A 12,886-nucleotide genomic window follows, 5' to 3' on the forward strand; every position below is an offset into this window, starting at 1 on the left:
GGAGATGTTCAACGCCGTCTCGTACGCCCGCGACATACCCACACCACGCAACGGCTGATACGCACCGTCATAGGTCACATGCGCCATCGACGGATCGAAATACAGCGTCAGGTACACACCCGACAGCAGCAGGATGATGAAACAGTAGAGCGCGATCTCACCGAGCAGGAACGACCAGTGGGTCGGGAAGACCTTGTTGATGGAGCGCTTCACGAATGCCGCGGCGCGATACCGATCGTCCACCGCGTTGGCCTGCGAACTAATAGTGCGAGCTAGTGCAGCCATTGTCGACACCCGACCCTGGATAGAGTGAATGGGGCTCTACTACAAACGGTAGCACTGCCTGTGGTGACCAGTCGATGGTTTTCCGCCCACCGCTGCCGTCTCGCCGCCCGGTCGTTATCGTCGGCCCCATGAATATGGTGGGGCCGCAGGACACGACGATGTACTGGCTGTCCCGCCGCACCCGCAATGACCTGTTCCTGCTGTACTGCTTCGCCGAATCCGGCCTGAGCACCGCTGAGCTGCGCACGCAGATCGAATCACACAGCGCTGTCGTCCCCGGCCTTCGTGTGCGCCTGCGCTCGGCTCCCCACGACCTCGCCTATCCCGTATGGGTGCCGTGCGAATTCGATGCGGAACAGTTCATCGAACATCGCCTCCCGCAATCGGATTGGACGAGTCTGGAGGATGCTCTCGGCGAACTGCTCGACACGGGCGTCGACGCCGCGGTGCGTCCGTGGCGGATCCATGTCTTCCGCGGAATCGTCGGGGCGCCGCTGCCGGAGAGTGCGCGCGGTGATGCTGGGCCGACCGAGGAGCGCGCCGGTGGAGCGTCGGGTGGGTCCGCTGATCGGCGCAAGGTGACGGTGGCCGTAGTGCAGATGTCGCACGCTCTGGCCGATGGCAAACGGGCTGCCGACCTGGCGCGCGCTCTGTTCTCACCATCGGCGGTGCTTCTCGCCACGCCCACCTCGGAGCTTGCGGATTCTCCTACGCTGCCCGGTCGGCGGGCATCGAACCCTCGGCAACAGGTTCGCGGCGATGATGGGGCGCAGGCCGTTGTGGGATCGGTCGAGAACGGCCGTCCCGGTGAGACCGGAATCCCCGTGGCGGTGCGAACCGGGGGGCATGCGGGCCTCGCCGATGACGGCGGTTCTGCTCAGAGCGAGCGCATCGGCACACGGACCAGCGCCGTCGATCGGGGCGGGGAGCTGGTGCGTCGCGCCGCATGTTCGGCGGGCGATCTCGTGCGTTCCGGCGTCGATCTGGTTCGGCTCGGCGTGGCGGTGGTAGGTATTCCGGTGGGGATGGCCCGCACGATGGCGGGTGGTGTGCGGGCATATCGGGCCAAGCGTGAGTTGGCCGAGCTGACGGCGGCAGGGGATCTGCCGGAGGCCGGTGGCGGGTTCGCGCCCGGTGTGCTGAACGGGCCGGGGGAGGTCGGTGGGCATCGAGTGCGGATGATCGTGTGCCCGGCGGGGGAGTTGCGGGTGTCCGGGTTCAGCGTGACGGTGGTGGCGCTGACCGCTGTATCAATGGCGTTGGAACGTTATCTGCTCGGTCGGGGTGAATCGGCGGATCGGCTGGGGGCGCAGGTGCCGATGGCGCTCACCGAACCGTCCGCGGCGCACAACAACTACCGCAGCCTCGGCATCGATCTGTTCGCCGGGGAGCCCGACCCTCGGCGCCGGGCCGAGCGGATCGCCGCCGATCTGGCCGCGCGCCGGACCCGTGCCGCGCATCCGTTGCTCGCGGTGCAGGACCGGGTGACCGCCGGGCTGCCCGCCCCGATCCTGCGGCGCGACGTCGACCGCTATCCGATCGACACCGTCCCGGATTCGATCGCGGGTCATACCGTCGTCTCCAGCGTGCACCGCGGACCAGCCGATCTGACCTTCGGCTCGGCGCCGGTCCTGTTCACCGCCGGATTCCCGGCTCTCGGCGCCGTCATGCACCTCACCCACGGCATTCATGGTCTCGGCGACACCGTGACGATCTCGATCCACGCCGACCCGGAAACAGTCCCCGAACTGGATGAATACGCGGATATGGTGCGCACGGCAGTGACCGCGTTCGCCGAGGGGACGGGCGCGGCAGAGTAGATGTGATGGCCGCGGTCGGCCGTGAATCCCGGATCCCCGCATCTGCGGTGAGACAGTGGTCACGGTCCGGCCGAGCCGTCACATTCTTCGGCCGCCACTCGTCCCATACGTAGACGGCTGATCACCGGGACGCCCGGTGACGCGATGCGAACGGAGAACGGCATGCCTTCGAACATTCTGGTCACCGGCGGGACCGGCACCCTCGGACGCCATGTGACGCCGCTGCTGAGTCGGGCGGGCGTGCCGTTCCGGGTGTTGAGCCGCCGTGGCGGGCATATCCGTGACGGGGTCGAATTCGTGCCGGGTGACCTGCTGAAGAATGAGGGCATCGACGCCGCCGTCACGGGCGTCGACACGATCCTGCACCTGGCCGGTGATGCCAAGACCGACGCCGAGACCACTCGCACGCTGATGGCGGCGGCGGCCCGCGCGGGCGTCGGCCATATCGTCTACATCTCGGTCACCGCGCCGGATGCGCTGCCGGTCCGGTACTACCGGCAGAAGGCGGCGGCCGAGAAGGTGGTGGCGGAGTCCGGTGTGCCGTGGACGACGTTGCGCGCGGCGCAGTTTCACGACCTGGTGTTCACCCTGGTCAGCACCATGTCGAAATCGCCGGTGATACCGGCGGTCGGTGGGCTGCGGTTCCAGTCGGTGGAGTCGGCCGAAGTGGCGCAGCGGCTGGTCGACCTCACTCTCGGCGAACCGTCCGGGTTGGTGCGCGATCTCGTGGGACCCGAGGTGCTCGAGCTGACGGCCGTCACTCGCCAGTACCTGCGTGCCGCCGGAAAACGCCGCCTGTTGTTGCCGATCCCGGTGCCCGGTCGGCTCGGCCGCGCCTACCGCGCCGGCGAGAACCTCGTCTTCGATGCCGATGCGGGCAAGCGGACCTGGGCCGACTTCCTCGCCGAACACACCAGCTGATGCCGGAGCCCGACCACGGGCCGGGCGCTCCCGCGACCGGCGACCGGTCTGGTCAGTCGCGCGAGCGCCCGGCAACCGCGCCGGGGCCGACGGTGGCGCCTTCGAAGAACTGGGTTTCGCTGACGCCGAGCCGGGAGGTGACCAGTTCCAGGGCCAACCGCACCACCGACGATTCGTCGGGTGCGACGACCTGGGACTGCTCCAGGCGGGAAGCGCCGCGCTCCACCCGGATCCGGCAGCGCCAGCCGCGGCCGGTCGCGTACGGTTCCGGGCGGCCGATCATCACTCGGACGGGGGTGCCGTTCACGGCGAATTCCTTGGTCGCCAGCAGATCGTCGACCGGCGTGTCGGCCACGATCATGCCCGCGCTGCGGCCGGTACGAGCAAGGTGGCAGCTATTGGTCGTGTTGCCCATCGAATTCTCCCGATCCCGTGCGAACGGCCTGGGAGTCGTCCGTCTCCCGTCGGGCATGACCGTATCCCGCCCATCAGGATTCAGCAACACTTCAGCAAACGAATTCACCGTGGTGTCGGACACTGGACTTCTTCGGTATGTCGCGCGAGTCGCAGCGTCGTGCGTGGAAACTGGGTAGATGGGCGTGCCAACGGCGAACACGACGGTCGCACAACAACAGCGACCGAGGCGCCGATTGTTTCGTAGTGGGGTCTGGTGCGGATACCTGGCGGCCCTGGCCGTGGTCAGCATCGTCTTCGGAATACCGACCGACCGCGTCTATCAGGCGGCCTGGATCGTCGTCGGCATCGCGGCCTTCAATCCCCATCGGCCGTGGCGCGAACATCTGCGGATCCTCGTCGACTGGGTGCCGCTGATCGCCGCGCTCGTGGTGTACGACCACACCCGCGGCATCGCCGACAAACTCGGCATGCCGATCCGGGTGGAGGAACTGGTGACGGTCGAGAGCTGGTTGTTCGGCGGGGTCATTCCCACGGTCTGGCTACAGGAACACCTGGTGACGGGCACCGACCGGCCGTGGTGGTCGGTGCTCACCGGCATCGTCTACACCAGTCATTTCATCGTGCCCTGGCTGGTGGCGGCCATCTTCTATGTACAGTCACGCGGCCGGTGGTCGAAGTACATGCGCCGTATCGTGCTGCTGTCGTATCTCGGGCTGCTCACCTACATCCTTGTCCCCGCCGCACCGCCCTGGTACGCCTCGCGGGAGGGGGTGATCCCCGAGGAGGTCGGCCGGGTCAGCGGCTTCGGATTCGGGATGGTGTCCTTCGACGCCAGCGCGGATTGGCTGGAAGCGCAAGGCAATCTGGTCGCCGCCCTTCCATCGTTGCATGCGGCGTTCTCGCTGATGGTGACGGTGGCGCTGTGGCCGTTCGCGCCGAAATGGTTCCGCGTGATCCTGGCGCTGTATCCACCGGCCATGGCGTTCACGCTGATCTACGGCGGTGAGCATTACACGGTGGATGTACTGCTCGGCTGGGCTTACGTCGGGGTGACGATTCTGCTCGCCCGTGCGTGGGAGCGTCGTCGACCGCCGCCGGGCGAGCCGCGCGTGGTGTCGCCGGATAAGACACGTGCGCCGTCGACGGCCGATTCCGAGGAAAGCTGAACCGGCCGCCGACGGCATTCATCGAGCGGAACCGCTCACTTGGTACGGCGCGGGGTGAACGGCTCGTTGATCGTGGTGAAGTACTGCGTCAGCGCGGCGATCGCGACAGGGGCGGTGATCAGGATCTGCCCGGCGAGCGTGCCGAGGGCGCCGATGGCGAGAATGCCGCCGAGGCAACCGACCGCCGCGGCCGGAATGAACGGGCCGAACATGCCGACGATGGTCGCCGCTGCGATCGTGGCACCGGCGATGCCGCCGAGGACGCAGCCGACCAGTCCGCCGCCGATCCCGCCGACCATGGTGCCGATCGATGCGCCGGTGGCGATGGTGTCCTTCAGTCGGGTGAACGCCGCGACCTCACGGTCGTACGGGGTGGCCCAGCGCGCCTCGTCCTCGAAGGGCAGCGCGACCGGGCGGTAGGTGGCGTGTTCGAGGTCGAATCGGGGTGTGAGCGTCGCGGTCCGGCCCTGGATATCGGCGGCGATCGGGAAGATGAAATCATCGACGCGGAATTCGAGCGGAGTGCCCGCGAGCACAGTGCCATTGGGGGCTTTGATTTCGAAAACGCCGTTATCGGCGGTGAGTGAGCCGGAATCGACGGTTATCACACTATTCGTCTGAGTAGTGGTAGCTGTGTAGTTCACCGCGTCGGCTTGTGCAACATGCGGATTCGCGCCGGCAGGCCCGACCGCGGCGACCGTAGCTGCGATGACCAGGGTGGATACAGCGGTAATCTTGCGCAGGAGCATCGGACGAAACCTCCAGTGAGGGTTGTTTTTTCGAAGTTGCCGCCTACCGTCTCAGGTGCGGCTGAATCTAGCCTGAAGCAACCTTAAGTTGCTTTCAGAAAGTCGGGCCGAACCGATATGCCCATTGCTGGGCATGGTGTACTCATGCGCGTCGGATGCTGGCGTCATAAACCGACCGGATGTCTTCTTTTGTGCCGTTTCAGATTCCCGTCTACGCGAGTAATATGCGAGGTCGCGCATGATTTCACGGAGGGGGGTCGGCACTACGAGGGGCTCTGTCATGGATACCCACACCGATGAGATTGCGGATGGCATCTATCGCATCTCCACCTTCATCCCGGACGTGGGGCCTGCCGGGTTCACCTTCAACCAGTTCTTCGTCGACGCCGAGCAACCGCTGCTGTTCCACACCGGTATGCGTGCGCTGTTTCCGATGGTCTCGGCGCAGATCGAACGAATAAGGCCGGTCGAGCAGCTGCGCTGGATCACCTTCGGGCACGTCGAGGCCGACGAGTGCGGCGCCATGAACCTGTTCCTCGCCGCCGCGCCGAACGCTCAGGTCGCCCACGGTGAACTCGGTTGTATGGTCTCCATCGACGATATGGCCGACCGACCGCCGCGCCGGATGGTCGATGGTGAAGTCCTCGATCTCGGTGGTCGCCGCGTACAACACATCGATACCCCGCACGCACCACACAATTGGGAAGCCAGGGTGCTCTACGAGCAGACCACCGGCACGCTGTTCTGTGGCGATCTGATGTCCCAGGCGGGCAAGGGTCCGGCGCTGACCGCCGCCGACCTGGTCGGCCCGGCCTCGGCCGCCGAAGACGTCTTCCACGCGACCTCGCTCGGCCCGGCTGTCCCCGCGGCCCTCTACCGCCTCGCGGACCTACAGCCGACCACCCTCGCGATCATGCACGGCTCGAGCTTCCTCGGTGACGGCGCGACCGCCTTACGCGAACTCGCCACGGACTACGAGCAGCGGATGGTCGCCTGAGCCGTGCCGACCGCCGAGGGCGCGGTGTACTCGCCGACCGCGCCACCATCGCCGAAGGCTAGCGTTCGACGAACGTCACCGGTAGTGCGCCGAACCGCAGCGAATTGGCCAGCTCCCGCGCCGAATCGGCGGTGAGATTCCCGGCGATCTGGGTGGACTCCCCGGTGATGGCCTGCTGAATCGTCGGCGCGCTGACAACGCTCGTATCGACGACGAACGCGAATCGTGCACCGATGTTCTCGGCGGTGTGCTCGGCGAAGATCTCCGCCCCGGCCTGGGTGAAAGTCACCTCGATGATCGGGCCGCCGGTCTGCGGGGCCGACTGCGATTCGGCGTCGTCGATGGCATCGTTGTCGAGGATCGACGGCCCGAGGACCATGACCTCGGTGCCGTCGGTGGAGCAGGTGACCAGGGGCAGCTGCGGATCGTCGCCGCTACGCAGGGGATCGGGTGTACCGCAGTCCAGTTCGGCCAGCGCCCGCTGCTGAGCCACGGGATCGATGCTCTGCCGGGAGATCTTGGCGGTCGTCGGGTCGGTGGCGCCGGGCTCCGCGCCCTTCGGCGCCGTAGCGATGAGCACCGGCCGCATGTGCAGCCGCCCGGTCTGCCCGAGGGCGCGCGCTTTCGTCCCGTCGTCACCGGGAACGGTGATCACCACCGCGTCATCGGTGATCGTCACGGTCGTGCCGGTGAGCTGCATACCCTCGGCCCGCCACTGGATGATCTGCTGTGTGGCGTGCATGGTTTCCGGGGTCGGCCGGGTGCCGTCGGCGGTGTGTGCGGTCAATGTGACCGGTGTGCCCGGGGGTAGTTGCTGTGCGGATGGTTTGCCCTGTTCGTCACCGCATCCGGTGAGTACCGCCGCTCCGATCGTCATCGCCAGCACCGCGATGCGAACTCGTCCGGATCGTGTCGAATCGCTCACGGTTGGCCCCCGATCTCAGCTGTGTTTCGCCGAGCGTAAACGATTGCCGTGGCCCAGCGCTGTCGCTCATTCGGCGCTGTCCGAGACGACTCGCCCGCCAGTGGACGAACGACAGCGGGTCAGGACACTGGAAAGGTGTCCTGACCCGCTGTCTCGGCGGAGGATAGGGGATTTGAACCCCTGAGGGCGTTAACCCAACCCGCGTTCCAGGCGAGCGCCATAGGCCACTAGGCGAATCCTCCGTGGTGCAGCATACCGGGTGCACCACGGAGGATGCCAAACGGGCCGGTCGGGGTGGGCATGGGCCCCGCTGGAGTGCGTCGGGCCGGGCTACTTGCGCAGCGCGTCGAGCACCTTCGTGACCTGTGCCCGCGCGGCCTTGTCGATGGCGTCGCGGTCGAAGCTGTCCATCGACGAGACGCTGATCTCGACCTTGACCGAGATATTGCTGTCGTTGACGGCGACGATGTGATCGAGGGTGCTGGGAATGTAGCTGTAGGTGCGTTCCTCGGTGGCGTAGTACGCGCGCTCGCCGAGCCCGCTCACCGTGCCGTTGTCGTATCCGGTGCCGGTGGTTCCGGTGTCGAAACTCTTCCACATGTCGTACCGGGGCTCGTCCTGGTACTTGGTGTCGAAGGCCACTTCGAGCGATAGCGACGCATCGCCGCCGTCCTCGCCCGGGTTGGTGTTCTTGGCCCGGCAGCTGAGGTCACCGCCGCCGATGCGATCCATCGGGCCGTCCTCTTTGTGCGTGGTCTCATCCCGGTTGACGGCCCACTGCTCGAGAACGGCGAGGTCGACGAGTTCGCAGGCATTGCCTTCCTTGAAGGCGTAATTGCCCTCCCACGGCTGTTCGCCCTCGTCCTTGGAGGCGGCCTTCGCGATGGCGATGATGCCGATCACGAGCACCAGCAGCACAACCCCGGCGATCGAACCGCCGATGATCCACGGCGTCTTGTTGCCACCCTGCCGCTGCGGCGGCGGCAGAAAACCGGGTGGCGGTACCGGCTGGCCCGGACCGGGAGCCCATTGCTGTTGCGGGCCGGGCGGGTAGGGGTTGGCGCCGCTCGGATACGGGTTCGCGCCCTGATACGGTGCACCGCCGTACGGGTTGGCGCCACTGGCGTACGGATCACCCGGCGGGTTCAGATCCGAGCGCAGGATGGTCGGATCGGCGACCGGCTGATTCAGGTCGGACCGCAGGATGGTCGGATCCGACCTGGACGGGTCGGCACCGGCGCCCGCGTTCGGTGTTTCCCACCACTGCGGTTCCGGGCCGCCTTGGTCGGGCGGATTCTGGTTCGTCATCTGTCGATCCCCTCGTGCCTGAGGGCAAAGGCCCCTCCGATATTCAGAAGGATCGTAGCCAGCGATCTTGTCGTGCGCTGCCCCCGTCTGCGCGCACCCCGTCGCGGACCGCTACACTGGCCGACGGATCCCGCGCGGCGCGCATCCTGTGAACTCCCCCAGGGCCGGAAGGCAGCAAGGGTCAACGGGCTCTGCCGGGTGCGCGGGGTCCCCTATTTTCATCGCCCCCAATTCGCAGCAATCGCCGGGTAACGTTGACCGGGGTATGCCGAGTGATCGGCCCCCGAATCCCACCACCCACGCTGCTTGGAAAGGCTGCCAAGGATGCCCCGGCAAACGCAGATCGGTTTGATGAGCCATGCGGAGCTCGTGTCCGAACACGAGACCCAGACCGCGAATTACGCGACGCTCCGAACCGAGAAGCTCACGCTGGATCTGACCAGAGGTAAACCCTCGCCGGAACAACTCGATCTGTCCGATGCGCTGCTGTCGCTGCCCGGCGACGGCGATTTCCGCGACGGCACCGGCACCGACTGCCGCAACTACGGCGGCCTGCACGGCCTGCCGGAACTGCGCGCCATCTTCGGCGAGCTGCTCGGCATCCCGGTATCGAACCTGCTGGCCGCCAACAATGCCAGCCTCGAGCTGATGCACGATGTCATCGCCTTCGCCACCCTCTACGGCACACCGGATTCGCCGCGCCGCTGGGCCGATGAGCCGACGGTGAAGTTCCTGTGCCCGAGCCCCGGCTACGACCGGCATTTCGCGATCACCGAGGCGCTCGGCTTCGAGATGATCGCGATCCCGATGCGCCACAACGGCCCCGACACTCAGGCCATCGCGGCGCTGCTGGCCGACGATCCGCAGATCAAGGGCCTCTGGGCGGTGCCGAACTATGCCAACCCCACCGGTGTCGTCTTCTCCGAAGATGTGGTGCGCGAACTCGTTTCGATGCCCGCCGCCGCCCCGGACTACCGTCTGTTCTGGGACAACGCCTACGCGGTGCACCCGCTCACCGATACCGCCGCCCCCGTGCTCGATGTGCTCGGGATGGCGGAGGCGGCCGGAAACCCGAACCGCCCCTTGGTGTTCGCCTCCACCTCGAAGATCACCTTCGCCGGTTCCGGTGTGAGCTTCATCGGCGGCTCCACCGCGAACCTGGACTGGTACCTCGGCCACGCGGGTAAGAAGAGCATCGGCCCCGACAAGATCAACCAGCTGCGTCATCTGCGCTTCTTCACCGACGCCGCCGGGGTGCGCGCGCATATGCAGAAGCATCGCGCGCTGCTGGAACCGAAATTCGCGCTGGTGCTGAAAATTCTGGAGGAACGGCTCGGCGCGTCGAAGGTGGCGTCCTGGACCGAACCCAAGGGCGGCTACTTCATCAGCCTCGACGTCATGGAAGGCACCGCGGCCCGGGTGATCGCCCTGGCCAAGGACGCCGGTATCGCGCTGACCGCCGCCGGTTCGGCCTTCCCGTACCGGAAAGATCCGGAAGACAAGAACATTCGTATCGCGCCGAGCTTCCCCTCGCTGGACGAGCTGGCCAAGGCGATGGACGGGCTCGCTACCTGCGTACTGCTGGCGGCCACGGAGAAGTTGCTGGATACCTAGGAGATCCGAGACGGCGACCCCGGCGGAACTTCGCGTTCGGCCGGGGTCGCTGTCTGTTCGAGGGAGCCGGTCGAGCGGCGCATCGTGATCGGCCGACCATCACACGGTGTGCTCGGCCGGTGCGTCGTCGGCTGAGCGATCGTCTGTCCTCGCCTAGGCCGGTTTGTGGGCGAGCACCGCGAACATCGTCACCGACAGATGGATATCGCCGCTGGCGGCGCCCGCGGCCAGGTCGGCCAGCAACCGATCGCGTTCGGCCTCGGTGATCGACCCGCGCGCGACCGCCATCGCGGAAACCCGCGAGACGAGCGCGCCCGCGCCCGCCGAACGGTCCTGGACCAGCGCATGCGAGCCGATATCGTCGATGACCAGCCCGGCCTTGGTCAGCTGGCCGGGCAGCCTGCGCCCGGAGAACGGGTTGGTGGTCGCGGCGACGAGGGTGTCGACCACCTCGCGGACCACCCGCCGATCACCGGGGTGCACGATCGCGGTTCCCCAATCCGAATCCACCACAACGACCCGTCCGCCGGGGCGCAGCACCCGCGCGATCTCGCGGGCCGCGCGATCGGGTGCGGTGAGGTGCTGGAAGACGCGCTCGCACAGCACCGCGTCGAAGGTGTCGGCGCCGAACGGGATGCCGTAGGCGTCGCCGGAATGGAACCGCGCCCGCGAACCGAGCCGGGCGGCGTTGCGTTCGGCCGAGACCAGCAGATGCGGATCGGGTTCGACGCCGAGCGCGGTGCCCTCCGGGCCGACGGCCTCGGCGAAGGTGATGACCTCCGAGCCGGTGCCGGAGCCGATGTCCACGGCGGTCTCACCGGGACGCAGCGCGAGCGCGTCATGGGCCCAGTCGCGCAGTCGCGCCAATCCGGGCAGCGCGGCTTCCAGGTCGCGCACGTCGATCAACTGTTCCTGGCCCGCGGAGTCGAAGCGGTCGGGACGTAACCCGAAGCTGTTCATGGGTCCATCCATCGTGGGTGTTGCGGATGTGGGTATCGCCGTTTGGGGCATGCGCCGAGCCTACGTGGGCCTGTCGATGCCCGCGACGCAGGCCTGTGACCGGAGTCACTACCGCTCGGTAACCTGATGCCGCGCGTTTGTGCTGGTCCGGCTGCTGTAGGCCGAGATGCAGGGTCGGAAATGGGGCCATCCACGTCGATCGCCGAGGGGCGGCCGGGTGGGTCCGCGGTGTCCGTCGGAGCCGCGCGCTCGGATTCGGCCCGTCGACGTCCACTGCCAGCGACGGACCGTGGCGGTCGGCAGCGGCGAGGCGGAGCCCGACCTGTACCGAGCCGGGTTCGTGCGATGGAAGCGTGCGGAGTGGGATGATCGGGGGACGTCCGGACGGGTAGGAGGAGCGCATCATGGGCAAGCTGACTCTCGCGCAGGAACCGGAGGCGGACGAGCTGCTGTCGGAGAGCTCGCTGGCCCTGGTCATCGGCATGTTGCTGGACCAGCAGTATCCGCTCGAGCACGCATTCCGCGGTCCGAAGAAGATCGCCGACCGGATGGGCGGGCTCGATATCCACCGGATCGCCGAGGCCGATACCGCCGAGTTCGAGGAACTGTGCGCGACCCCGCCCGCCATCCACCGCTACGGCAGGTCGATGGCCCGGCGCACCCAGGACCTCGCCCGCTACGTCATCGAGCATTACGACGGCGACGTCGAAGCCATCTGGACCAAGGGCGACCCCGACGGCAAAGAAGTGCTGCGTCGCCTCAAGGACCTGCCCGGCTACGGTGACCAGAAGGCCCGCATCTTCCTCGCCCTGCTCGGCAAACAGCTCGATATCCGGCCCGCTGGCTGGGAGGCCGCCGCCGGCGCCTACGCCGAACCCGGCTCACGCCGCTCCGCGGCCGATATCGTCGACGCGGAAACCCTCCTCGAGGTCCGCGCCTTCAAGAAGCAGATGAAGGCCGCCGCCAAGAAGAGTTGACCGGCGGGCCGGGTGTGCCACCACTTCTTGTGCCTTGTGGTGTGTGAGGGAGATGGTGAACGGTGGGTCAGTTGCGCCGGAACCGTTCCGGCGGGCTGCTTTCCCTCATCACTTCCGAAATCAGGAGTTCACCATCATGCGTTCAACGCGCGTACTCGGCCCTGTCTTCCTCACGGCCGCGGCCGGTCTGGTCATGGCGGCGCCGCAGGCCTCGGCGGCCGTGGTCCACAGTGTCGCCGTATCGCCCGGCCTCGGCAACGGTTTCGGTACCACCTGCTCCTACGAGATCAAGGCCATCGTCGATGCCTCGATCGCGCACCGCACGATCTTCCGGGACAACGGCTGGGAGATCCGAGGCAACGGCGGCCCGAAAGAGGTCAACGGCGATACCGTCACCCAGCGGTGGACCCCTGCCACACCGGGTGAGCATGTCATCACCGCCTCCGTCCATGTCGGCACCGACGAAACCGTCAGCACCACCATTCAGGTGGGGGAGGGCACGAACCTCGGTAGCGCCTGTGTAGTCCGCTGACCGATCGCGGGGCCGTGGCGGCGCGCCCGCGGGCCCCGGCCGCGGGGGGGGGGGTCCGCGGCGGGCGGGGGGGGTGGGTGGGGGGGGGGCAATCGTCGACAGCACCGCCCGCGCGCGCGGGGCCACCCTCACAGGCGCCCCGCGCCCGGGGGGGGGGGTTCGCGTCTTGGTCCGACGCCCCGCCCGGCCGGGCGCGGCCACCGCACCCGACGGGG

At 67.4% G+C, this 12,886-nt stretch carries 12 protein-coding genes, 1 tRNA gene, 1 other RNA gene and 1 pseudogene; 8 read left to right on the forward strand and 7 right to left on the reverse strand.

Annotation, left to right across the window (positions count from 1 at the left end):
- A pseudogene (locus QH168_RS04630) lies at positions 1-285 on the reverse strand (cytochrome b); the annotation flags it as partial.
- Between the two features lie 128 nt (positions 286-413).
- Between QH168_RS04630 and QH168_RS04635 the strand changes: the two are divergent.
- The gene (locus QH168_RS04635) at positions 414-2,105 is read left to right on the forward strand and encodes a WS/DGAT domain-containing protein (protein ID WP_280233156.1); all 1,692 of its coding nucleotides are present in this window, start codon (positions 414-416) and stop codon (positions 2,103-2,105) included.
- Between the two features lie 162 nt (positions 2,106-2,267).
- Positions 2,268-3,026 (forward strand): SDR family oxidoreductase, encoded by a 759-nt coding sequence (locus tag QH168_RS04640; protein WP_280233157.1) that lies wholly within the window; start codon positions 2,268-2,270, stop codon positions 3,024-3,026.
- A 52-nt stretch (positions 3,027-3,078) separates the two neighbouring features.
- Here QH168_RS04640 and QH168_RS04645 read toward each other — a convergent pair whose 3' ends face one another.
- Entirely contained in the window at positions 3,079-3,441 is a 363-nt protein-coding gene (locus QH168_RS04645; RefSeq protein ID WP_280233158.1) for a hypothetical protein, read from the reverse strand.
- Positions 3,442-3,619: 178 nt separating this feature from the next.
- On the opposite strand from QH168_RS04645, the gene QH168_RS04650 reads away from it, so the two are divergent.
- A complete protein-coding gene (locus tag QH168_RS04650) occupies positions 3,620-4,609 on the forward strand; it encodes a phosphatase PAP2 family protein (RefSeq protein WP_280233159.1) in 990 nt (329 codons plus the stop codon).
- Positions 4,610-4,644: 35 nt separating this feature from the next.
- On the opposite strand, the gene QH168_RS04655 is transcribed toward QH168_RS04650, so the two are convergent.
- A complete protein-coding gene (locus QH168_RS04655) occupies positions 4,645-5,358 on the reverse strand; it encodes a hypothetical protein (protein ID WP_280233160.1) in 714 nt (237 codons plus the stop codon).
- A 280-nt stretch (positions 5,359-5,638) separates the two neighbouring features.
- Here QH168_RS04655 and QH168_RS04660 point away from each other — a divergent pair, with 280 nt between their 5' ends.
- Positions 5,639-6,355: an MBL fold metallo-hydrolase gene (locus QH168_RS04660; protein ID WP_280233161.1), complete on the forward strand. Its 717-nt coding sequence runs from the start codon at positions 5,639-5,641 to the stop codon at positions 6,353-6,355.
- A gap of 58 nt (positions 6,356-6,413) precedes the next feature.
- On the opposite strand, the gene QH168_RS04665 is transcribed toward QH168_RS04660, so the two are convergent.
- The 3 genes from QH168_RS04665 to QH168_RS04675 form a co-directional block, all read right to left on the reverse strand.
- Entirely contained in the window at positions 6,414-7,232 is an 819-nt protein-coding gene (locus tag QH168_RS04665; protein WP_280233162.1) for a preprotein translocase subunit SecD, read from the reverse strand.
- 205 nt (positions 7,233-7,437) lie between these two features.
- Positions 7,438-7,522 (reverse strand) — tRNA-Ser (locus QH168_RS04670).
- A gap of 88 nt (positions 7,523-7,610) precedes the next feature.
- Positions 7,611-8,588, reverse strand: a complete 978-nt coding sequence (locus tag QH168_RS04675; protein WP_280233163.1) for a hypothetical protein — start codon at positions 8,586-8,588, stop codon at positions 7,611-7,613.
- Positions 8,589-8,710: 122 nt separating this feature from the next.
- On the opposite strand from QH168_RS04675, the gene ffs reads away from it, so the two are divergent.
- Both ffs and QH168_RS04685 read left to right on the forward strand, forming a co-directional pair.
- Positions 8,711-8,805: signal recognition particle sRNA small type (gene ffs, locus QH168_RS04680), an RNA gene on the forward strand.
- Between the two features lie 107 nt (positions 8,806-8,912).
- Positions 8,913-10,202 (forward strand): aminotransferase class I/II-fold pyridoxal phosphate-dependent enzyme, encoded by a 1,290-nt coding sequence (locus tag QH168_RS04685; RefSeq protein ID WP_280233165.1) that lies wholly within the window; start codon positions 8,913-8,915, stop codon positions 10,200-10,202.
- 153 nt (positions 10,203-10,355) lie between these two features.
- On the opposite strand, the gene QH168_RS04690 is transcribed toward QH168_RS04685, so the two are convergent.
- Entirely contained in the window at positions 10,356-11,162 is an 807-nt protein-coding gene (locus tag QH168_RS04690; protein ID WP_280233166.1) for a methyltransferase domain-containing protein, read from the reverse strand.
- A 404-nt stretch (positions 11,163-11,566) separates the two neighbouring features.
- On the opposite strand from QH168_RS04690, the gene QH168_RS04695 reads away from it, so the two are divergent.
- Together QH168_RS04695 and QH168_RS04700 are read left to right on the forward strand one after the other, a co-directional pair.
- Positions 11,567-12,139: an HhH-GPD-type base excision DNA repair protein gene (locus QH168_RS04695; protein ID WP_280233167.1), complete on the forward strand. Its 573-nt coding sequence runs from the start codon at positions 11,567-11,569 to the stop codon at positions 12,137-12,139.
- Positions 12,140-12,275: 136 nt separating this feature from the next.
- Positions 12,276-12,671 carry a hypothetical protein gene (locus QH168_RS04700; protein ID WP_280233168.1) on the forward strand — a complete coding sequence of 132 codons (396 nt, stop codon included), beginning with the start codon at positions 12,276-12,278 and terminating at the stop codon, positions 12,669-12,671.
- The last annotated feature ends 215 nt before the right edge of the window (positions 12,672-12,886 follow it).

It is taken from the genome of Nocardia cyriacigeorgica, from assembly GCF_029868385.1.
GTDB classification, from domain to species: Bacteria; Actinomycetota; Actinomycetes; order Mycobacteriales; family Mycobacteriaceae; genus Nocardia; species Nocardia cyriacigeorgica_F.